The 21,659-nt window shown below is 46.1% G+C and carries 18 protein-coding genes; 14 read left to right on the top strand and 4 right to left on the bottom strand.

Going from position 1 to position 21,659, the window contains the following annotated elements; genetic code table 11:
• Position 1: 1 nt before the first annotated feature.
• From AAC978_RS15785 to hydF, 4 genes are all read left to right on the top strand, one after another.
• Positions 2-1,732, top strand: a complete 1,731-nt coding sequence (locus AAC978_RS15785) for an NADH-dependent [FeFe] hydrogenase, group A6 (protein WP_341549032.1) — start codon at positions 2-4, stop codon at positions 1,730-1,732.
• 170 nt (positions 1,733-1,902) lie between these two features.
• A complete protein-coding gene (gene hydE, locus AAC978_RS15780) occupies positions 1,903-2,946 on the top strand; it encodes a [FeFe] hydrogenase H-cluster radical SAM maturase HydE (RefSeq protein ID WP_341549045.1) in 1,044 nt (347 codons plus the stop codon).
• The gene (hydG, locus tag AAC978_RS15775) at positions 2,934-4,328 is read left to right on the top strand and encodes a [FeFe] hydrogenase H-cluster radical SAM maturase HydG (protein WP_341549031.1); all 1,395 of its coding nucleotides are present in this window, start codon (positions 2,934-2,936) and stop codon (positions 4,326-4,328) included. Before hydE ends, hydG begins: the two co-directional genes overlap by 13 nt.
• A 355-nt stretch (positions 4,329-4,683) precedes the next feature.
• Positions 4,684-5,862 carry a [FeFe] hydrogenase H-cluster maturation GTPase HydF gene (gene hydF / locus AAC978_RS15770; RefSeq protein ID WP_341549030.1) on the top strand — a complete coding sequence of 393 codons (1,179 nt, stop codon included), beginning with the start codon at positions 4,684-4,686 and terminating at the stop codon, positions 5,860-5,862.
• A gap of 151 nt (positions 5,863-6,013) precedes the next feature.
• Here the strand turns inward: hydF and AAC978_RS15765 are convergent, their stop codons facing one another.
• Positions 6,014-6,475: a hypothetical protein gene (locus AAC978_RS15765; RefSeq protein ID WP_341549029.1), complete on the bottom strand. Its 462-nt coding sequence runs from the start codon at positions 6,473-6,475 to the stop codon at positions 6,014-6,016.
• 186 nt (positions 6,476-6,661) lie between these two features.
• Between AAC978_RS15765 and AAC978_RS15760 the strand changes: the two genes are divergently transcribed.
• From AAC978_RS15760 to AAC978_RS15735, 6 genes are all read left to right on the top strand, one after another.
• Positions 6,662-7,426, top strand: a complete 765-nt coding sequence (locus AAC978_RS15760) for an N-acetylmuramoyl-L-alanine amidase (RefSeq protein ID WP_341549028.1) — start codon at positions 6,662-6,664, stop codon at positions 7,424-7,426.
• A gap of 94 nt (positions 7,427-7,520) precedes the next feature.
• Positions 7,521-8,063, top strand: a complete 543-nt coding sequence (locus tag AAC978_RS15755) for a sigma-70 family RNA polymerase sigma factor (protein ID WP_341549027.1) — start codon at positions 7,521-7,523, stop codon at positions 8,061-8,063.
• Positions 8,060-8,578 (top strand): endolytic transglycosylase MltG, encoded by a 519-nt coding sequence (locus tag AAC978_RS15750; protein WP_341549026.1) that lies wholly within the window; start codon positions 8,060-8,062, stop codon positions 8,576-8,578. The genes AAC978_RS15755 and AAC978_RS15750 overlap by 4 nt, the downstream gene beginning before the upstream one ends.
• A 235-nt stretch (positions 8,579-8,813) precedes the next feature.
• Positions 8,814-9,362 (top strand): RNA polymerase sigma factor, encoded by a 549-nt coding sequence (locus AAC978_RS15745; protein ID WP_341549025.1) that lies wholly within the window; start codon positions 8,814-8,816, stop codon positions 9,360-9,362.
• Complete coding sequence (locus tag AAC978_RS15740) at positions 9,346-9,810, top strand: hypothetical protein (protein ID WP_341549024.1); 465 nt, start codon at positions 9,346-9,348, stop codon at positions 9,808-9,810. The genes AAC978_RS15745 and AAC978_RS15740 overlap by 17 nt, the downstream gene beginning before the upstream one ends.
• A gap of 27 nt (positions 9,811-9,837) precedes the next feature.
• Entirely contained in the window at positions 9,838-11,007 is a 1,170-nt protein-coding gene (locus tag AAC978_RS15735) for a M20 family metallopeptidase (RefSeq protein ID WP_341549023.1), read from the top strand.
• 137 nt (positions 11,008-11,144) lie between these two features.
• Here the strand turns inward: AAC978_RS15735 and AAC978_RS15730 are convergent, their stop codons facing one another.
• Positions 11,145-12,275, bottom strand: a complete 1,131-nt coding sequence (locus AAC978_RS15730; RefSeq protein WP_341549022.1) for a GGDEF domain-containing protein — start codon at positions 12,273-12,275, stop codon at positions 11,145-11,147.
• A 449-nt stretch (positions 12,276-12,724) separates the two neighbouring features.
• On the opposite strand from AAC978_RS15730, the gene AAC978_RS15725 reads away from it, so the two are divergent.
• Complete coding sequence (locus AAC978_RS15725) at positions 12,725-13,951, top strand: exonuclease SbcCD subunit D (RefSeq protein WP_341549021.1); 1,227 nt, start codon at positions 12,725-12,727, stop codon at positions 13,949-13,951.
• The gene (locus AAC978_RS15720) at positions 13,932-17,450 is read left to right on the top strand and encodes an SMC family ATPase (protein ID WP_341549020.1); all 3,519 of its coding nucleotides are present in this window, start codon (positions 13,932-13,934) and stop codon (positions 17,448-17,450) included. Before AAC978_RS15725 ends, AAC978_RS15720 begins: the two co-directional genes overlap by 20 nt.
• Before the next feature lie 179 nt (positions 17,451-17,629).
• Here the strand turns inward: AAC978_RS15720 and AAC978_RS15715 are convergent, their stop codons facing one another.
• Entirely contained in the window at positions 17,630-18,070 is a 441-nt protein-coding gene (locus AAC978_RS15715) for a threonine/serine exporter family protein (RefSeq protein WP_341549019.1), read from the bottom strand.
• 13 nt (positions 18,071-18,083) lie between these two features.
• Positions 18,084-18,845, bottom strand: coding sequence for a threonine/serine exporter family protein (locus tag AAC978_RS15710; RefSeq protein ID WP_341549044.1), 762 nt, complete (start codon positions 18,843-18,845; stop codon positions 18,084-18,086).
• Between the two features lie 144 nt (positions 18,846-18,989).
• On the opposite strand from AAC978_RS15710, the gene argC reads away from it, so the two are divergent.
• Positions 18,990-20,015, top strand: a complete 1,026-nt coding sequence (gene argC / locus AAC978_RS15705; RefSeq protein ID WP_341549018.1) for an N-acetyl-gamma-glutamyl-phosphate reductase — start codon at positions 18,990-18,992, stop codon at positions 20,013-20,015.
• Between the two features lie 61 nt (positions 20,016-20,076).
• Positions 20,077-21,345, top strand: a complete 1,269-nt coding sequence (gene argJ, locus AAC978_RS15700; RefSeq protein ID WP_341549017.1) for a bifunctional glutamate N-acetyltransferase/amino-acid acetyltransferase ArgJ — start codon at positions 20,077-20,079, stop codon at positions 21,343-21,345.
• Positions 21,346-21,659 lie beyond the last annotated feature (314 nt).

Below are 21,659 nucleotides of genomic sequence, written 5' to 3'. Positions count from 1 at the left end.
GGTGGACAAGATTAATTTAAAAATCGATGGTATAGATATTGCGGTGGCTAAGGGAACGACACTATTGCAAGCGGCCAAAGCGTTGCAAATAGATATCCCGACCCTTTGCTTTATGCAAGGTGTTCATGAGCCCGGCTCTTGCCGCATCTGTGTGGTGGAGGTAGAAGGGTGGAGAGGTCTTCATCCTGCCTGTGTCACAAAGGTCGAAGAGGGGATCGTTGTCAAAACATCCAGTAAGCTGGTTCGGGAAACTCGTCAAGAGCTTTTAGAACTGATATTAGCCAATCATAACCGGGAATGCTTATCCTGTGCCCGAAATCAAAAGTGTGAGCTGCAGAAGCTCTCGGAGGATTTTGGCATCAGCTCGGTCTATTATGAGAAAAAGGTAGCCCGCGAGGCCATGGATCTCTCTGGTCCGATCGTAAGGGATTCCAGCAAATGCGTGCTCTGCGGTCGCTGTGTGAGTATGTGTTCCACCATTCAACAGGTCAATGCGATTGAGATCGCCGAGCGTGGTGCCCATACGGCAGTAACCACTCCTTTTGAGGAGAATCTTGCCGAGCGCAATTGTATTAACTGTGGCCAATGCATCAAGATTTGCCCGGTGGGCGCACTTCAAGAACGGGATGACACAGATAAGGTTTGGAGTGCCCTAGAAGATCCCAATCTCCATGTTGTTGTACAAACTGCTCCGGCCGTTCGCGTCGCTTTAGGGGAGGAGTTTGGTCTTCCCATCGGGACCAATGTCCGAGGGAAAATGGTCACTGCTCTCAAGCGTTTAGGCTTTGCTAAGGTTTTTGATACCACCTTTAGTGCGGACCTGACGATTATGGAGGAAGGTACAGAGCTCATCCAGCGTATCCAATACGGGGGTAAGCTTCCTATGATAACTTCTTGTTCCCCAGGTTGGGTGAAATTCTGTGAGCATAACTATACAGATTTCCTAGATAACCTCTCCAGCTGCAAATCCCCCCAACAGATGTTTGGCGCCGTAGCCAAATCCTATTATCCGCAAAAGGAAGATCTTGATCCCAAGAAGGTTTTTGTGGTTTCCGTCATGCCATGTACCGCCAAGAAGTTTGAAGCCGATCGTGAAGAGCTGGCGGTCAAGGGACTGAAGGATGTTGATGCGGTCATCACAACTCGGGAACTGGCGAAAATGATCAAGCAAGCCAGGATTAACTTCAAGGAGTTAGAGGATAGCGAGTATGATCAACTCTTAGGCACCTCCACGGGGGCAGGAGTGATTTTTGCCAATACCGGTGGAGTGATGGAAGCTGCCCTGCGCACTGTAGCGGATGTCCTGACAGGTCAAGATCTGCAAGAAATTGAATATCAAGCAGTCAGGGGTCTGGAGGGGATAAAAGAGGCTACTGTGAATATCAATGGAATGGATGTCAAAGTTGCCATTGCCCATGGTACAGGCAATGCAGCCAAGCTGTTGGATAAGATCCGTAACCATGAAGCAGACTATCACTTTATCGAAGTCATGGGCTGTCCCGGTGGTTGCATCAATGGTGGCGGACAGCCGATTCTCATGGATAAGGCCAAGACCCCAGAGGTCAATCGCCTCAGAGCAGCCAGTATTTATGAGTTAGATAAAACAGCTGTCAAGCGGAAATCCCATGATAATCCGGAAATCACCAAGATCTATGAGGAATACCTCGGTGAACCGGCCAGCCATCGCTCCCATGAGCTATTGCATACTCATTATGTGGCGCGGCAAAAATAGAGATAAGAAAGTGCCGACATAGGTAAGCATAGTGTCGAGAGGCAAGTGCGGTGTCACCAGAGGAAGGAACGACTGAAGGATATTCTTTCTCCATAATATAGACAATACGTAATTCTAGTGAGGAGGGCTTCGCTATGGCAATAAAAACATCGTCACAAGTCATTTCGATAGTGAAGCCTATTCTTGATGATCTTTACCATAAAAACGAAAGCACTCCGGAAAGGCTCCTCTACCTACTGGAGCATCTAGATTCCGAGGCACAAGAGCTATTGTTTTCGTATAGTCACCAAACTCGTCTAAAGCACTACGGAAGGCAAGTCTATCTTCGGGGACTTATCGAGTTTTCGAATGTCTGTGGCCGTAATTGTCACTACTGCGGAATCCGCAGAGATAACCTGAACGTTGACCGTTATCGTCTTTCCCGGGAAGAGATTTTGGCCTGTTGTCGGGAGGGACATAGGCTCGGCTATCGAACCTATGTCCTCCAGAGTGGGGAAGACCCCTACTATACCGATGAACGCTTAGTTGAGCTTATAACCGCTATCAAAGCCGAGTTTCCCGATGCCGCTGTTACCTTATCCCTTGGCGAAAGGTCCTATGATAGCTATCAAAGACTTTTTGATGCTGGTGCCGACCGTTACTTATTGCGCCATGAAACCGCCTCCGAGGGTCTTTATCAACGCTTGCATCCAGATTCAAATTTCCACGATCGGCGCCAATGCCTCAAATATCTGCAGGAAATCGGTTATCAGGTGGGAGCAGGGTTTATGGTAGGTTTACCGGGTCAGACTCATGAAGATCTTGTCCGGGACTTGATGTTTTTGAAAATGCTAGAGCCGGAAATGGTAGGCATTGGACCCTTTATTCCTCATGGACAAACACCTCTCGCTGAATTTAAGGGTGGGACCGTTGAAAAGACCTTGATTATGCTTGCCTTAACTCGGTTGCTATTACCGGAGGTCCTGCTTCCTTCGACCACGGCCATGGGAACTTTGGATCCCTTAGGGCGGGAGAAGGCTATTAAAGTCGGGGCTAATGTGGTCATGCCCAATCTCTCTCCGGTTGGAGTTAGGGAAAAATATGAGCTCTATGTAGGGAAAATCTGTACCGGTGACGAGTCGGCTCATTGCCGAGTGTGTATTGAAAAGCGCATTAGCGGTGCAGGCTTTGAAGTCAATATGGGAAGGGGTGATCATCCATCATGGAGAAGATAAAGGCTGATTTCATTGATCAGGAATATATCGAGACGTTATTAACACAAGCAAAATGCCCCAGTCCTGAAGAGGTTGATAACATCTTGGAGAAGGCTCAAGGGGCAAAAGGTTTAACCCACCAGGAAGTTGCTAAGCTACTCCAGGTTGAGGATGAAAAATCTCTGCAGAGACTCTTAAAAGTAGCTGGAGAAATCAAAAGAAAAATTTACGGCAATCGAATCGTATTATTTGCTCCTTTGTATATCAGTGACTACTGCGTCAATAATTGTGTCTATTGCGGCTACCGCAGAGACAACTCCTTCCCCCGGCGTCGGCTGTCCATAGCCGAGATCCAAGAGGAAGTCAAGCTCCTTGAAAAGATGGGGCATAAACGGATCGCCTTAGAGGCTGGCGAGGATCCGCTTCATTGTGATATCGACTATGTGCTCGAGGCCATCGATGCCATATACAATACAGAAAACGAAAATGGTGCCATCCGCCGTATCAATGTGAATATCGCGGCCACCACGGTGGAAAATTACCGTAAGCTTAAAGCGAAGAATATCGGCACCTATATTCTCTTTCAAGAGACCTACCATCGCCCCACCTATGAGAAGGTCCATCCCCAAAGCATCAAAGGCGATTATGATTACCATACCACAGCCTTTGATCGTGCCATGGAAGCTGGGATCGAGGATGTAGGTGGCGGTGTTCTTTTCGGCCTTGCCGATTATAAATACGAAGTCATGGGGCTCCTTCTCCACAATGACCATTTGGAAGAGAAGTACAAGGTGGGTTTTCATACGATTTCCGTGCCGCGGCTTAAAAAAGCCGGGGGGATGGATCTGACGGAATTCCCCCATTTGGTGGAGGATGCCACCTTTAAGAAGATTGTTGCTATTCTCCGGGTCGCTGTTCCCTATACAGGGCTCATCCTTTCCACCCGGGAAACCGCCGAGCTGCGCAAGGAAGTTATCCATTATGGAGTATCCCAAGTCAGCGCTGGCTCTACTGTGGGAGTAGGGGGCTATAAAGAACAGGCAGAGAACAAGAGCGCTAACCAGTTCGAAGTCGGGGATCACCGAACTCCCTTGGAGGTCCTTAAAGACTTGATGAAGGATGATTTTATCCCCAGCTATTGTACTGCCTGCTACCGGCAAGGACGGACAGGGGATCGCTTTATGCAGCTAGCGAAATCCGGGCAGATTCAAAATGTCTGCGGCCCCAACGCCCTCATGACCCTCATGGAATTCATCCAAGATTACGGGGATCAAGAAATTTTGGAACAAGGGGAAAAGGTCATCGCCAGAGAAGTGGAGAAAATCGCCCGCGCTGACATTCAAGCACTTGTACGCAAGAATCTGGAGCTCATCAAACAGGGAGAGAGGGACTTGTATTTATAGACTAGAAGGCTGGGGTCAGTAGTTTTTCGCGCAACCGGACCTTCGGGCGTGAGCTCCTGAAACCCTCCACCGGAGGCTTTCTTCATCGGATCTCACGTTCTCAGTAGCTCCAGAGCTTTCGAACGCGCTTCTAAGGGAGCTCTGCCACAACCCTTCTGCTTTCTGCAAGTGAACCATGGCGCCGCTACCCCTTAGAAACTTTGTTCGAATTACCGTTCCTCCGCTAAAATCGTTCGCTCTTTGCGCGAAAAACTACTCCTTAGGGGTCTTTGCTAGTCATTTGGGCTAGTAATAGTTAGAAATAAAATAGCTAAGATTATTTCTAGTCAACAAGATAAGGTTGTGAGACATAAGTATGAATCAGACTCCGACTGCAAACCAGCCCCATATTGCTATCTTCGGCAATCGGAATGCGGGAAAGTCCACCTTGCTGAATGCTCTGCTCGGTCAGGACTTTGCACTGGTCTCACCCGTTAAGGGGACTACCACGGATCCAGTACAAAAGACTATGGAACTGATCCCCTTCGGACCGGTGGTCTTAATCGATACAGCGGGTCTGGATGATGAGGGGGAGCTTGGTGAACTTAGGGTGGAACGATCCCTTAAGGTCCTGCAAAAGGCTGATTTAGCCATCTATGTATCGGATATTAATGCTATGGATGAGGCTTCCTTTGAGGCGGCAAAAGCAAACTTCATCAAAACCAATACCCCTTATTTGAGAGTTATTAATAAGGTAGACTGCGTTTCCCCTGAGAGGCTGAAAGAGATTCAGGGTGATGCTGTTTATGTCTCTTCCCTAAAGGGCGCTGGCATCCCAGAGCTAAGGGAACAACTGATTAAGATTCTCCAAGATTCAGCCCAGGATCCGGCTGTCGTGGGGGATTTATTACCCTACAATAGCACGGTGGTTCTTGTGGTCCCCATCGATTCAGAGGCCCCTAAGGGTAGACTGATTCTGCCCCAAGTCCAAGTCATCCGGGATTGCTTAGATCATGGTCTCCAATGCCATGTGGTGAGAGATACCGAACTGGAGTCAGCTCTTCAACAGCTACCCAAAGTGGATTTGGTCATTACAGATTCCCAAGCATTTAAGCAGGTTAGTGCAATGGTTCCTTCAACCATTAAGTTAACCTCCTTTTCCATTCTCTTTGCCCGCCTTAAAGGAGATCTAAACGAATTAATTCGCGGAGCTTCTCGCCTGTCAGGCTTACAGGAAGGAGCGAAAATTCTCATGATGGAAAGCTGCTCTCATAACCACTCACATGAGGATATTGGCCGCATTAAAATTCCTAACCTTCTCATGAAAAGATTAGGAAAAACTTTTAATTTCGATTATAAAATGGGGCAAGACTTTCCTGAGAACTTGGAGGAATATGATCTGGTGATTCACTGTGGCTCCTGTATGCTGAATAAAAAAACCATGGACTCCAGGATCCAGCAATGCCGGGCTAAGGAAATACCCATCACGAACTATGGCATCGTTATAGCCTACTTGAACGGGATCATGGAGAGAGCTACTGAGATTCTTGTCTAAGATATTAAAATCCGTTTTTGTGTTAATGAACATGAGGACGGATTTTTGATATAAGTGAATGGAGTTTGAAAGAAGACATAAGTTTTGACCGCAAAGAAAAACTCCGCATGATAATAAATGCGGAGTTTGTTTTCTGTAATTAACACTTAGCTTAGCTCAACAAATGAGCATCGGCAAACCAATTCCCGATCACCTGAGGACATTCAACCTGCGCTAATTTTTCGATGAATTGACCCTTTTCATCCACCACAATCCATTCGCCGGATTCTTCGCTCAAGATGATTCTTCCACAGAATTGAGTAAGGGGCGAATGTCCCTTGCGAGTAAAAGAAATAAGATCATTGCTGTACATCTTCTTTCTAGATTGCCCATGATCCCAAAGGTTAGTAAAAGGCATGACCTCAATGCCCGTGCGAGCTACAGCATCTTCTTCCCAATCGTCTTCATAATGATTGGAGATGCAATTCAGGGTATAATGAATGCCCTCCTCAGTAATGTGTACAGGATAGGCGGTATGTCCTAGTTTTTCTAGAGGTTTAGGAAGCCATAGTTCGTGATCATATATAAGGGTTCCCTCTTTTTTGTTGTAGGCGCGAAACTCCTTTAGATTCATAAACTCCCCACCTTTTGTTAGATTTATCTATAAATTCAGTATAATCCAAAATGTAAAAACAGTCTATAAGTTTTTCGAATTTTTGGAAAGTGTTTGTACCCAAGGAATTATTCCAAGCCTTACTTCCATACAGTTTTTAGAGGGCAGAGAGTGCATCCTGCCCATGGGCAGGAAGGGAGGAAATCCATGAGATTGCGACGAGATTGGAGTAGAAGGCGTCAGGGATGGATAAAAATTGGGCTTAGAGCAGTGGTAGTGATCATTCTTATTGCTGCAGGCAGCTTTTTTTGGCAGTATAAGTATAGTCCACAGGGTGAGAAAAGCTGGAGCTGGAGTATTGGCAACCAGGTGATCCTGATTGATGCTGGGCACGGTGGGGTTGATCCGGGGGCAGTGGGTAAGATCAGTTTGGAAAAGGATATTACCCTAAATATCGCTAAGCACCTACAACTCTTGATTCAACAGGCTGGTGGAGACCCGGTTATGGTTCGTGTGACCGATGTGGATCTGGGAACTTCTCAGGGTCTGGCTAAGCGAAAAAGAGAGGATCTAGCCCAGCGCATACAGTTAGCAAAGGATTCTAAGGCAGATGTCTACTTAAGTCTTCATGTCAACAGCTCTCCCAACCATTCTTTAACGGGTCCACAGGTTTTCTATCATGCCGACTCACCCGGCGGAAAGATGCTGGCCGGAACAATCCAGGCTGAATTAAATAAGCTGGCTGGTACTAAGAGGGTGGCTAAAGATAATCAGGATCTATTTATCTTGAAAAAGGCGGATCAAGCGGCTGTCACTGTTGAAGTGGGATTCCTTTCTAATCCCCAAGAAGAAACAAAGCTTAATGAAACAGATTACCAACATCAGTTGAGCGTAGCGATTTATCAGGGGCTTTCTGAATATTGTCGCAAACTGCAAAAGGAAGGGTTGCCTCCTGTCGATATGACCAAGTGAGAAAGAAGGAAATGCTGGGTATAATCCCGAATAATCTACTTTGGCCATGAATAGCCTTAGGCCATTGTGCTAAGAATTTGGAGGGAATACCAGTATGACTCTATTACCCATCCTTTTGTTTGTTTTAGGAGTGATTTGTCTTATATGGGCTATGAGAATGGGGAATTCCTCAGGTAAATCCAGCCCGGAGATTCTCACCATCCTGCAAGGACTTGCCGGAGTAAAAAAAGAAATCAGCCAAGCGCAAAGAAGTCTCCGCGAGGTTGAGAGTCAATTGGGAGACCACGAATTAAGATTGATGCGTAATGAGAATGTTCAAGCCGATCTCCGTACAGAGATCAACGCCCAAAAGATTAATATTAACAATCTTGACGCACAGCCAGTTCCTCCTACACAGGAATACATTCCCCAGCGAACGATCAGGCCGCAAACCTCAGCCCCCTTCTATGGGACCATCGAACAACCCAGCAAAGAGGAGTTGGCCCCCCAGGTGCTCCCGGAAAAATATCAGTGGGTCCTGGAACTGCACCAGCAGGGGTGGTCAGTCACAGATATAGCGGGCCATTTGGCCATTAGCCGTGATGCAGTCAATATGGTTTTGAGAACAGCCTCCAAGGGAAAGGGGCTGGAACGATGAAAATATCCCGCTCCTATGTCTTAGGACTGGGTTCCGGCCTTATTTTAAGTGCTTTAATTGCCATGGTTATGCCTCCCCTGAGCATTAATTTATCTGATGGAACGCCGGCAGCTCAGCAAACGACGAATCCTAACCCGAATGGTGCAGATCACGAGAAAGCGGATGGTGCAGGTAGCGAGAATACGAGGGTAACAGATAGCGAGAATTCGGATGCTACAAGGAGCCAAGATCAGCAGATCTCGGAAACTCAGGGAGAAGCATCAGATAATCCTCCTGTGGAGGATAACGCAATCCCTGAGTCTACTGATGCTGCTACGGCTCTCTTTATTATTCCGGCAGGCTCCACTGCTGATAGAATTGCCGACCTATTGCTCGCTGAGGGATGGATAGCATCTAAAGAGGAGTTTATTAATCTTGTTAAGGAGAAAGGTCTTGCTAGCAAGTTCCGCGCCGGAAGCTATGAATTGAGTCAAGAGATGAGCACTGAAGAAATACTTGGTCAGCTTATTCAATGAGCTTCTCCGACTGACAGTCTGTCGTTCAAAAACCGACAGACTGTTTTTGCTTATAGTGTCAGATAGTATATTTTTATTGCACCGGACTCAGGTGAGTATAGGGGTCTGTAGGGTATTCTCTAGTGATTGCAGAACAATCTAATAAGACTTACAATGGTACTATTGAAACTTTTTAACAGATGAAACGTAAAACATGATGAGAGGTAGATCAAAGAGATAGGAGCGGCTTGTCATTATGGAAGATGCTGAATTAATTCAGCAGGTTCTGATGGGAAAGCATGAACAGTACTCTATACTCGTTCAGCGCTATCAAGAACCCTTGATTCATTTTTTGCGTGGAATTCTCGGCACAGAGGATGAGGTTTTTGACTGTGCTCAAGAAGCCTTTTTAGCCGCTTATCGAAATCTTTGGCGTTATTCTTCAGCTTATACCTTTCGCGCCTGGCTCTATGCTATTGCCAAGAACAAAGCCATCGACCTGATGCGAAAAAGGAAGCGAGTCATTCCTTTAGCGATTGACGAGAATCTAGTCGATCACCAGCTGGGACCCGAGGAAGCTTGGTTAGCCAAGGAACAGGCCTTAGATGTTCAAGCCATCGTGGCGGAATTGCCAGAAGCATACCGGCAAGCCCTCTTCTTGCGCTATCAACAAGAACTCAGTTATGAGGAGATCAGCACAGTTTTAAATATTCCCGTCAGTTCGGTGAAGACCCACCTGCATCGCGGTAAGGAAAAACTTCGTCAGATGATGGAAAGGAGGACGATTCATGAAGGAAATGGATGATATGCTCAAGCAATTATTCCCAGATAAGCCGATTGCTCAAGAATCTTTGCAGAGGATGAGTAGTGGGATCATGGATCAGATTCTCGCTGCCCCGATGAATTTTCAAGAGCAGCGTTTGGTTGCTCAGCGTCGCAAAGTGGGCTTCATCTTCCTGGCCATTATCATCACTCTTTCATTCAGTTTTTTCCTGCTGAATTGGTTCCTTGGTCCTTGGCTAAGTGAAGGGTTGAAAACCATCGGGTTGTGGTTTACAGCCCATGTTCCCTTCCTAGATTATTTCCTTGGCCGATGGGATTGGCTGATCGATACGGTGGAAGTCCTTGCTAATATTAAATTAGGCTACGAGTATCTGTGGGGACAGTTCGGTTTGTCAATTATGGGTATCCTTATAGTTTGGGTGCTCTTTGAAGGTATCCGCGCTAAATTGAACCACAGAACGATAGATTAGAATTCCTAAAGAGATGGAGATGTTTCAATGGATGCCGTTAAGATGTTTTTTAGAGATCAAGCTCAGATTGTCTGGAAAGAGGCTTGGCAGGTAGCGCATAAAATCGGCTCGAATCCAGAGCTTGGTTATCAAGAATATTTTGCGGTGGAGACCTTAACCCAGTTACTCAAGAAACACGGCTTTACGATTGAAAGGCCGGCAGCAGGTCTGGAAACGGCCTTTATTGCTCGCTATACAGGCCATCAACCTGGTCCTTGCTTAGCTTTTCTTGCTGAATACGATGCCTTGCCGGGAATCGGTCATGGCTGCGGTCATAATCTGATCGGAGCAGCCAGCGTGGGCGCGGCGATTGCCTTAAGTAAGAGCTTAGAGCTCCCGGGCGAGATCTGGGTGGTGGGTAGCCCCGCAGAAGAAACTAGCGGGGGCAAAGTGACTCTAGTAAATCATGGGGTTTTTGACAAAGTGGATGCGGCGTTGATGTTTCATCCGGGAAGTCAGAATGTCTCCGAGATATCCTCCTTGGCTTTGGATGCTTTGGAGTTTGTGTTTCAGGGCAAGGCAGCCCATGCCGTGGCTGCTCCTCATCACGGAGTGAATGCCTTGGATGCCGTGATTGATTTTTTTAATCGCATCAATCTGTTGAAGAAAAAGATGGATCAGGATATCTACGTCAATGGCATTGTTACAGAAGGTGGATCGTCACCCAATGTGATCCCGGAGCGAGCTGTCGCGCGGTTCTATCTCAGAGCGCGCCAACGTAGAACACTCAATGCTTTGCAAAAACTGGTGATACGCTGTGCTCAAGATGCGGCATCTATGGTCTCCGCAAAAGTCACCTGGAGTCATTTCGAGCACTCCTATGATGAACTGTTGACGAACCGCACCTTAGCCAAGGCATTTGAGAAAAACTTACGTGAGTTGGGGGTGAACACGATATCCCCTCCTCAATCGGCGATGGGATCCGTGGATCTGGGCAATGTTAGCCGGGTCGTTCCGGCCATCCATCCTTATCTAATGCTTGGAAAAGGCATGGATATTCCGCATACTCGGGAATTTAGTCGTTCCTGTCTTTCCTCCTCAGGGGAGAGGTTGCTTTTGCTGGCCATTCAATCATTAGCCCTCACCGGTTGGGATATTTTGGGTGATCCATTGCTTTTAGATCATGCCAAGCGGGAATTGAAAGCCTACCGAGGGTAGAGTGGTATCATGGCTAAAAACAACTGCCGCGTTGAGTTAAAGCTCTTAAAGCTTCTGGCTCACATGGCAGTTGTTTTGATTTGATATATTCTCTTCTAGCCTCTTCGACAAGTTCATATTCTTGCAGAGTTCCCGTTTTATAAAATACACTGAGGGGAATCTACTAATTGAATTACAACTCTATTCTTCCCACTGGCCTTAGCCTGCAAAAGCAAATCATCAGCCCTACGCAGCAAAGATTGTGCAGTATCATCCTTCTCCAAAATTGCTATACCAAGGCTACAACTAATATTTATATTGGTTTCCTTTAAATCATCCCGTATACATTTGCACATGCGTTCCCCCAGTTCTCGTGCTTGCCAGACTTCTGTATTAGGAAGCAAAATGACGAATTCATCTCCTCCCCATCTAGCGAAAATATCTGTATTGCGCAATGACCTTTTTATTGTGGCGACGATATTTTTAATCACCTTATCTCCAACCAGATGACCATAGTTGTCATTTACCTTCTTAAAATCATCTATATCAAAGATAACTAAAGAAAGAGGGTTACCATATCTATTAGAAAAATTCATCCATCTATCGATTTCTTCATCAAATTTTGTTCGATTATAAATCCCTGTCAATGGATCCGTCACAGATAAGGCCAAGAGTTCTTTACTACTTGCAAATTGTTTCCTTTTATAAGAATTTGTAAGGCTGTAATTTATATTGCAGTAAATAAGCAAAATAATTTGATAGGCAATAATCTTATACATATCATATTCTCCGAGACCTTCTATCTTTTGCCCCGGATAAAGGAAAAACAAGGTACTCAAAGCAATCGTGATTAGCTGACAAAAAAATATCTTGTTAGGAAGGATATATATTGCTAAGGTAACAGCCATTAAACTAAAAAAACTCAAGTAACTAAGACTATTATATTGTTCTAATATCATGAGAAAGGCAATAGCTGCGATAGCCTCATACACAGTTATTAGATAAATAAAACTTGAATAGTTCTTTGTTTGCTTTGAGATAAAGAAGATTGATATTGAAGCAATAAGAAATAATACCCTTATGGCAGTAATGATTAAAAATGAAGAGGGTTTCGTCGTATCGTAATAATCGGCAGTAAGAAACAGCATCGATATCATACCAAAAATCAGCGCAACAACGGCTATAGATCTCGAGTAGCTGCTCATGCTGTGGGCAAAGAATTCATTTTCCGTAGGCTTGTCTATAAATTCACCAAATATGGATACTGTGTACTTCTTTTTCTCATCCATATATTTGTACCCCCAGCATTAAAAAGCCAAAGCCAATGGTTCATCAGCGTTGGATTTTTTATCATTAATCCTAATTTAAAACATTATAGCATTTTCTTTGTAAAAAGCCTATATTTTGACAAAGATTATGTCGCTAATAGTGTACACCCTTGCCAAAACTACTTTATCCAGAGAATGCCCAGTGCATGAAACTTGTCAACATTGTATCATTGACTAAAGTGTCGAAAGGAGCAGTGTCTAGATAATCTAGACACTGCTCCTTTCAAAGGGTGACAATCGGACTCGCTATCGCTCAGCATGGCGGTTGTAACTTTTATTAGGAATTTTGTCAGTATTTTGTCCAAGCTCTAAGTTATAATGGATTATAAAAGGGAGTCAATCGACTGGTATAGAAAATTAAAAAATATAGATAAGCAAAGGACGTTAAACACAGTGAAAGGGTGGAGCGAGTGAGAATTTTACATACAGCGGATTGGCATTTAGGTAAGAGCCTAGAGGGCTACAGTCGCATGGACGAGCAAGAATTATTTCTAAACGATTTCATCAAGATCGTCGAGGAGAATCAGGTGGATCTTATTGTGATCGCCGGTGATGTGTATGACAGTCCGAATCCCCCGGCCAAAGCCGAGAAGATGTTTTATGATACCTTGAAAAGGTTATCTGCTAAAGGCGAACGACTCACCTTAGTCATCGCCGGTAATCATGATAATCCGGAGCGCTTGGTCGCCGCAGGTCCCCTCGCTAGGGATCATGGCATTATTATGGTGGGCACCCCGAAAACCGTCGTGGCCGAGGGTGAATATGGTAACCATCAGGTGGTTGCTTCCGGAGAAGGTTATGTAGAAGTAGCTATCAAAGGGGAAAAGGCGGTTATTCTCACTGTTCCTTATCCTAGTGAAAGAAGATTAAATGAAGTTCTCTATGATGCCATGGCAGAGGAAGAGGAAAAATTGAAATCCTATGGTGAACGGATTAATCTTCTATTTACGAATTTAAGTGAACGGTTCCGTGAGGACACCATCAATCTTGTCGTATCCCATTTATTCGCTATGGGCAGTGAAGAAGCAGGCTCCGAGCGAAGTATTCAATTAGGGGGAAGCTTTATCGTCGATGGGAGTTGTTTCCCTGAGAACGCGCAATACATGGCTTTGGGCCATATCCATAAACCACAGATAGTGCCAGGCACAGACAGAAGAGCAAGGTACGCCGGTTCCCCCCTTCATTACAATAAGAAGGAAATTAACTTCACTAAGAAATGTATCCTCGTGGATTTGCAGCCTCAACAAGAGTGCAGTATCAAGGAAATAGATTTTAAGGTCTATAAGCCGATTGAGGTTTGGAAATGTGAGAGCATTGAGGCTGCCCTCGAGCGTTGTGAGGCCAACCAAGACAGGGAATGCTGGGTTTACATTGAAGTATCGACGGACCGGTACATCCGCGAAGATGAAATCAAAAGGATGCGAAGTATTAAAAAGGATATCCTAGAAATTTCTCCGATCATCACCGGGATGGAAGCCGAGCCAACCCTCAACAGCATTACGGAGAGATCCTTTGAGGATATCTTTAAAGAATTTTATCTCAAGGAGCGTAAAGTGGAACCACAGCAAGAGATCATCGACTTTTTGTTATCCATATTACAGGAGGAGGAAGAGGACAATGAAACCCATCAAGCTTAAAATCAGAGGGTTAAATAGCTTTACCGATCTCCAGGAAGTCGATTTTCTAAGGCTGACCGATAAAGGACTCTTCGGTATTTTCGGCCCGACCGGCAGCGGTAAATCGACCATACTGGATGGCATTACCTTAGCCCTTTATGGCGCTGTAGCCAGAGGGAGTTCCAATTACATGAATACCAACAGCGATGGGCTAAATGTAAGCTATGAATTTCAAATCTCGGAAAAAGAGATCAGAAAATATAGAGTAGATCGAGAATTTCGTAGAGACTCCAAAACCGGTCATGTGCGAAGTAAATCAGCCAAAATCGTTCAGATTACCGAGGAGGGCGAGTTGGTTTTAGAGGAACAGGCCACCAAGGTTACCGAGCAATGCGAAATGATTTTGGGTCTACAGCTCGAGGATTTCACGCGGACCGTGGTCTTGCCCCAAGGGAAATTCAGCGAATTTCTGAAGCTGGAAGGAAAAGAACGGCGGGAAATGCTTGAGAGGTTGTTCAATCTCCAACGCTACGGCGATGACCTGTCGATCCGCTTAGCGGGTAAAATTAGACAAGAAAAGGACAAAGCTCAGAACCTGGCGGGCGAGTTGAAGACCTATGAGGAATATAGTGCTGAGATATTGCAGGAAAAGACGAATGAACTAAGCACCTTAGCAGAAAATCTGGTTCTTTCCCGAGCGGGATACCAAAAGGCAGAGGAGGATTACGCCAAGGGGAAGCAGCTTTGGGATCTCCAGAGTGAATTAGAGCAGCACATTTTGCAGAAATCCGACCTGGAAAAAAGGGAAAATGAAATTAAGGAAAACGAAAATAAGGCTGAACAGGGCGAGCGGGCTCTTCGCGTCAAGCCGTATCTCGATCACTATGAAGAAACACTGAGTGCAATGGCTACGACCCAGAAGCAAATAGACGACCTCAAAAGGATCGTCGCTGAATTGGCTGAGAGTCAAAAGCAGGGAGAGGAACGCTTAATAAAGGCGCGGTTCCAGAAGGATCAGGAACTTCCGCTGCTCAGGCTTCGCCAACAAAGTGTTGCTGAGGCGATAGAGGAAAAGAAGAAGCTCAATGCCTTGCTCCAAGAAAAGAATACCCTTCAAGCAGGTTTAGAAGCTGTAGCCAAAGAAGGGGTCGACAAGCGGAAAAAGGCCGAAGAGATCACGGCGAAAGCGGATGTCTTGAATGCCGATATCCTAGCTAAGGAGAAAGAAGCGGAGGATTTAACCCTAGACCAAGACTATAAGAAAAAGGTCAATGAAGCGATCGTTGTCCTTAATACTTATGAACATGCAAAGAAGCAAGTGCATGACGAAAGTCAGGTCATCGAGCAAATTAAAGCAACAATCCAAGGTGCTCAAGCCAGGGCAGAAGAGTTGGCAAAACAATTGGCAGCGAAAGATGAAGAAGTAAAGAACCATCAACTCGCCTTGCAAAATCTGATCTCGGCCTCGCCTGGGGATCAAGATACCTTGATGGCCCTGCAGGATAAGGTAAATCAAATTAAGGATAGATGGAGCAAACACGCGGAGTACACCACGGCCATTGCCAAAGCTCAGGAAACGATTGTTAAAGAAGAACAAGACTTGCAGAAGTCTAGGGTAGACAATGAAACCCTAGAGCTGGAAATCAATAGGCTGGAGCTCGAGATCAAGGCGATTGAAAACGAAAATAGGGCTCATATTTTGCGGGAAGAGCTCAGAGACGGCGAAGCCTGCCCGGTTTGTGGTGCAAAAGAGCATCACTTGGAAGCTTTGGAAGGCCTCGCTGTAATCGACAGCGAAACTCCAATCGATCGTAAACTTGAGCAATTAAGTGGTATATTGCGTGAAAAGCAGGCTGCTCAGCAGCTAAGCTCCAATCGGGTCGCCACCCGCCAAGAGACCATTCGTTTTCAAGAAAACACTAGTCAGGAATATCAATTAAAACTCAATGAGCTAGGAGAAGAGTATAAAGCCTACTCTATTGATGAACTTCAAAAGCAATTCGAGCAGTTAAAAGAAAAAATCACCCTCTTCCATACGCAAAAGGATGATCTAGAGCAGAAGAATATTCTCTTAAAAGAGGACCAGAATGCAATAAAAATGAAGCTGAATACAGAAACTATTATTACGGCTGAGAACAAGACCCAACTGGAAAGTCGCCAAAGTAATTTAAGCTCCATTCAAGTCAAATTCGAAGAAGCTCAAGCTGAACTGCTAAAGTATCAGGCAGAATTAGGTGTCGAGGACTTCCTAAGCAAACAGGAAGACATGATCCGGAAGGACAAGCAGAAAGCAAATCTAGAGCTTGAATTAAAGCAGCTAAGGGAACAACTAAAGGGTGCACAGGGGCAAAGGGAGTCTCTTAATCATGAATTAGCTGAGCTACGGGAGGTCTTCAAAGAAAAACAAGCAACGCTAGTGGAGAAGGAAAGCAGCATCCAAGAGAAGGAAACCGGTATCAAGGCGAAGGTAGGTGGGGTAGAGGATTTAGCGGCCTATCAGCAGGAAATCTCGGATTCAATTATCAAGATAGATCGTGAATACCTTGAAGCCGAAGAAAAGAAGAAGCTCATTGATCAGCAGTACAATGAAAGCCACACCCATTACCGATCAGCCGAAAATAGCCTTAGTGATTTAACAGAGCGCATGAAGAAGAATCAAGAAGCGTTAGCAAAAGTCCTGAGGGAGGAGAAATTCCAGGATAGTGATGAGGCCAAAGGCTTCCTAATCGAACGAGCGGAAATTGAAAGACTCAAAATCCAAGTCAGGGAATATCGGGATCTCCTCGTGAAGTTAGCCGGAAGCATCGACGCCTTAAAAGCTAAAATGGGTGGACGTAGCTTGTCAGCAGAGCAGTGGCAGGTTTTGCAAACCAGCAAGGAAGAAAAGAATAATTTACTGAAAGCATTAGAAGAAAACAAAATCAAGCTGGAGTCCAGCATCACCCTCATCAAAGCAAAATATGCCGAAAAGACCAAGCTGTTAAAGAACCAAGAAAAGTTGGATTATCAGCTGGGTCTCTTAAATGATCTGGAAAAGCTTTTTAAAGGCAAGCGCTTCGTCGAGTATGTGGCAGCCCATCAACTGAAATATGTATCCATCGAAGCCGATAAGAAACTAAAAGAGATCACGGGCGGAAATTATGGGCTGGAAGTGGATGAGAACGGCAAATTCATCATTAGAGATTATAAAAACGGAGGGGCCCAGCGGGATGCGAGCACCTTGTCCGGTGGCGAAACATTTTTGGCATCCTTAGCTTTAGCCTTGGCCTTATCGGCCCAGATACAATTAAAAGGCACCGCACCCTTAGAATTGTTCTTTCTGGATGAAGGGTTCGGGACCTTAGATGACAATCTTCTAGAAGTGGTGATGGATACTTTGGAAAGAATCCATCATGATAAATTATCCATCGGTATCATCAGTCACGTGGAATCCATCAAGAATCGCGTTCCTGTCAAGCTCATGGTAACACCCGCTAAGGCCGGGTTAGGCGGTAGCAAAGTAGCCATCGAAGTCAGTTAAGCTGCATGCATTTGTGGACCGATTCAGCCATTTCGTTATGCTAGATCATCATACTGAGCTATCATGCCAAGCCACTATGCCAAGCCACTATGCTAAGCCATTATGCTAAGCCATCATACTAAGCCATCATGCCAAACCATCATAATGAACTATCATATCTACTCATGTTGTTCAAGCGATCAGGATTTCTGAGCTAAGCGGGTGCTAAAGGTTTCCGTGAGCACACCGGAGAAGATGAGTCCGAAGGCAATCGCCCCGGCGATAAGCAGGGTGATGGAGCCCAAGCGCAGACCCTCTAGGTAGTTATTTTCGATCAACTGACGCATCGTATCATAAGCCATACCACCGGGTACTAAGGGGATGATGCCGGAGATACTAAAGACCGTGACAGGCATCTTAAGTTTACGGGCAAGGCCTTGACTTAGGGTTGCTACCCCAAAGGAAGCAGCGAGGGTGGCAGTCACTAAGTTTATATTCAACTCCTGAGTCAGGGTCACGTAAATCATCCATCCCAGCATACCCACCAGCCCACCACTCAGGAGTGTCTTTTTAGGAACATTAAACAATACTCCAAAAGCCATGGTGGCCAAGAAACTGGCATAAAGTGCAGTCCAATTCATAGCGCTCCTCCTTCTATATCAGTACAGCTAAGATCACCGCTACCCCTGACCCGATGGCAAAAGCGGTTAAAAAGGCTTCCGTCCCACGTGCTAACCCGGAGACTAGATCTCCTGCCATTAGATCGCGGACGGCGTTGGTAATCAGCACACCGGGGACCAAGGGCATCACAGAACCAATAATGACTTTATCGATTTGGATATCCAGACCAAGAAAACTAAAAAAGTAAGCTAAGGCGCCAATGGAAAACGCCGCCAGAAATTCTGCGAAGAATTTAACTTCAATCCGGCGATTGGCTTTAGCATATAGCAAAAAGCCCAACCCCCCGGCCGCCACTGCCGATAGGAAGTCAATTCCTATACCACCAAACATGAGGGCGAAGAAGCCACTGGCGAGGGCTGCTGCCAGCAACTGCTGCCAAAAGGGATAGAGAGATTGAGCTTTCTCGATGGAGAGCAGAGCATCATGGGCCTGTTGAATCGTTAACTCTCCTTCGCTCATCTTTCGAGAAATTTCATTGACCTGGACAATTTTATTTAAGTCAATTTCACGCCAAGCTATTCGTAAGAATTTAGTCTGCTCTAAGTCCTGCTCCTCGCCTTGGAGGGACAAGAAAATGCCCGTAGGAGTTACATAGCTATGTGACTCGGTCATGGCACACGCTCGAGCAATACGATTCATCGTATCTTCGATCCGGTAGATTTCCGCGCCACTTTGGAGCATAATCTTTCCGGCAAGGAGACAAATCTCTATGATTTCGCCAATAGGTGTTTTCACCATGATTTCCCCCTAAACGCCTCTTGTAATCCTTATTAGCATACCATTTTGCCTGAAGAAAGGAAATTTTTTTCTAAAAAACTATTGAATGTTTATGCATGGAAGCGTATAATTATGAAAATGAACAATCAAGGAGGAATGGGTGTGAAAGTCGGTATTATCGGAGCAACAGGCTATACGGGTCAAGAGCTGGTGCGTTTACTTCAACAGCACCCTGAGATAGAGCTAGTATATTTGGGGTCTTCCAGCAACAGCGGTGTCATCTATGAGGAGCTATTTCCACAGTTTTCAGGATTAGGTGCAGGTAAACTTCAGGATGAGCAAGTGCCGGATTTGGACGTTCTGTTCTGTGCACTTCCCCATGGTCTTACAGCGGGTCGTACGGCTGAGTGGTTGAACCGTGGTATTAAAGTTATTGATTTGGGTGCAGATTTCCGATTAAAGGATGCTGCAGTTTATGAAGCTTGGTATAAAGTAACGCATCCTGCCCCAGAGCTACTTTCGGAAGCTGTCTACGGTCTGCCTGAGCTCTATCGGGAGCAGATTCTTGGTAAACAGCTTATCGCCAATCCGGGCTGTTATCCCACGGCGACTATTTTGGCTCTAGCTCCCTTATTGCGCAAGGGGTTGATCCAAAAGGATGGATTGATCATCGATGCAAAATCAGGAGTTTCGGGAGCGGGACGGAGTGCGACCTTAGGTAACCATTTCAGCGAGGTCAATGAAAATTTTAAAGCCTATGGGGTGGCCAGCCATCGCCATACACCAGAGATTGAGCAGCAACTAGGAGCGGCTGCGGGAGCAGAGCTTTTAGTGAACTTCACCCCCCACCTGGTGCCCATGATTCGCGGGATTCTGGCCACTATTTATGCCCAAGTTTCCCCCGGTGTCACGGAAGAAGATCTGAAAGCCTGTTGGCAAGAGCAGTATGAGGGCGAGGAGTTTGTCCATATTCTACCGGATGGACTTTGGCCCCAAACGAAGTTAGCTGCCGGCAGCAATCACGTCTTCCTACAATTAAAGGTTGATCCACGTACCGGGCGAGCCATTCTTGTCTCAGCCCTTGATAACCTAGTAAAAGGAGCCTCCGGGCAAGCCATCCAGAACATGAATCTCATCTGTGGTTTGCCGGAGAATATGGGACTGGGTGCGCGGGGGCTTTGGCCTTAAGTTCATATCCGTAAATATGAATCTTGGATGAGGTTTAGTAAACAAAAAGGTAGTGAGTTTTATGGAGAAGATAAGTCAAAAAAGTGAAAATATAGCAACGCCCAAACCCAAATGGTCTTGGCTCGACGGCGGAATAGGGATTCCCCAAGGGTTTAGGGCGGTAGGAGTTAAAGCTAAGATTAAAAATCCGGATAAATATGATGTGGCCTTGGTCTACTCGGAGGTGCCCGCCCAAGCTGCCGGGGTATTTACGCGGAACAAAGTAAAGGCCCATCCTCTGATCCTCACGAAAAAGCATTTGGCAAACGGGATAGCTCAGGCTATGGTGGCCAATAGCGGCAATGCCAATGCTTGTGTGGGCAAGCCCGGTGATGAGGCGGCTTGGGCAATGGCCACTAAAACAGCCCAGGCCTTAGGGATAAAAGCCGAAGACGTATTAGTGGCTTCCACTGGAGTAATCGGCGTAGAAATGCCGGTGGAGCGGGTGCTTAAAGGAATTGAGCAAGCATCCATCGAGATTTCCCAAGCAGCTGACTCTCAACAAGCCAAACAAGCTGCACATCAGGCAGCTCTGGCGATCATGACGACAGATCTCACGGTCAAAGAGGTGGCCTGTGAATTAGTGACAGAGCAAGGTGTGATTCGTTTAGGCGCTATGGCCAAAGGATCGGGCATGATTCATCCCAATATGGGTACCATGCTGGGCTTTATCACCACCGATGCCGATATTCCGGCTGCCGATCTTCAAGCCTTGCTTACGGATGCCGTGGAAGATAGCTTTAATATGGTGACCGTAGATGGAGATACCAGCACGAATGATATGGTGTTAGTCCTAGCCAATGGCCAAGCAGGATTCCAATTAAGCCCCAGCGATTGGGCTGAGTTTCAAGAGATGTTTCGCGCAGTGTGTAAAAAATTAGCACAAGAGATTGCCCGAGACGGAGAAGGGGCCAGCAAGTTCCTCGAGGTCAAGGTTAAAGGAACCCAAACACTAGCAGATGCTCGCCTCATTGCTAAAAGCATTTGCGGTTCCAGTCTAGTGAAGACCGCGGTCTTTGGCGAAGATGCCAACTGGGGAAGAATCTTAGCTGCGGCCGGGTATTCCGGAGCAGACTTTGATCCCGAACGAGTGGATATTTATCTGGGTCATGTTCTTGTGGCCAAGGATGGTCAAGGGGTTAATTTCTCTGAAGAGGAAGCAAAGGAAGTCCTCAGCCAAAAGGACATCAGCATCCAAGTGGTTCTGCAAGAAGGGGAAGCCCAAGCCACCGCCTGGGGCTGCGATCTGACCCATGAATATGTCACCATCAATGGATCATATCGAACTTGAGCAAGAGTGCGAATTGGGGCCAGGTCCCAGTTTTCAGATCCCAGTTTTCAAGGCATGTCTTATCGAAGTAAGGCTTTGACTCCAGGATTTTGATTTACGCCGTTCGCTCGGTAAGCTGCGCGGACAAAACTAACGCTCAAGTACTCCGCTCCGTCGGGACCTGCGCCGCTAGGTCGTTCTATGTGGCAGGCGGCTTGGGCGAAAGCCTCATCCGGCTTTCGTCCCGTCTAAATCGCCATCCCGAAAAGCGGGCGAGCTTTTCGCACTTGTTTGGCTCTCTAGCGGGTTGGAAACGTCCTGTTTCCAACCCGACT

The organism is Desulfitobacterium sp. THU1 (assembly GCF_038181555.1).
In the GTDB taxonomy this organism is placed as follows: domain Bacteria; phylum Bacillota; class Desulfitobacteriia; order Desulfitobacteriales; family Desulfitobacteriaceae; genus Desulfitobacterium.
Note: the sequence above shows the minus strand (reverse complement) of the source record. Positions and strands in the feature narration are given on the sequence as shown.

Excerpts from the sequence above, each read along its gene's own strand:
- AAC978_RS15715 (WP_341549019.1), bottom strand. The coding sequence starts at position 18,070 with ATGAATTGGACTGCACTTTATGCCAGTTTCTTGGCCACCATGGCTTTT.
- AAC978_RS15735 (WP_341549023.1), top strand. The coding sequence starts at position 9,838 with ATGGATGCCGTTAAGATGTTTTTTAGAGATCAAGCTCAGATTGTCTGG.
- AAC978_RS15750 (WP_341549026.1), top strand. The coding sequence starts at position 8,060 with ATGAAAATATCCCGCTCCTATGTCTTAGGACTGGGTTCCGGCCTTATT.
- argJ (WP_341549017.1), top strand. The coding sequence starts at position 20,077 with ATGGAGAAGATAAGTCAAAAAAGTGAAAATATAGCAACGCCCAAACCC.
- AAC978_RS15720 (WP_341549020.1), top strand. The coding sequence starts at position 13,932 with ATGAAACCCATCAAGCTTAAAATCAGAGGGTTAAATAGCTTTACCGAT.
- hydF (WP_341549030.1), top strand. The coding sequence starts at position 4,684 with ATGAATCAGACTCCGACTGCAAACCAGCCCCATATTGCTATCTTCGGC.
- AAC978_RS15740 (WP_341549024.1), top strand. The coding sequence starts at position 9,346 with ATGAAGGAAATGGATGATATGCTCAAGCAATTATTCCCAGATAAGCCG.
- AAC978_RS15755 (WP_341549027.1), top strand. The coding sequence starts at position 7,521 with ATGACTCTATTACCCATCCTTTTGTTTGTTTTAGGAGTGATTTGTCTT.
- AAC978_RS15765 (WP_341549029.1), bottom strand. The coding sequence starts at position 6,475 with ATGAATCTAAAGGAGTTTCGCGCCTACAACAAAAAAGAGGGAACCCTT.
- AAC978_RS15745 (WP_341549025.1), top strand. The coding sequence starts at position 8,814 with ATGGAAGATGCTGAATTAATTCAGCAGGTTCTGATGGGAAAGCATGAA.
- hydG (WP_341549031.1), top strand. The coding sequence starts at position 2,934 with ATGGAGAAGATAAAGGCTGATTTCATTGATCAGGAATATATCGAGACG.
- AAC978_RS15760 (WP_341549028.1), top strand. The coding sequence starts at position 6,662 with ATGAGATTGCGACGAGATTGGAGTAGAAGGCGTCAGGGATGGATAAAA.
- AAC978_RS15730 (WP_341549022.1), bottom strand. The coding sequence starts at position 12,275 with ATGGATGAGAAAAAGAAGTACACAGTATCCATATTTGGTGAATTTATA.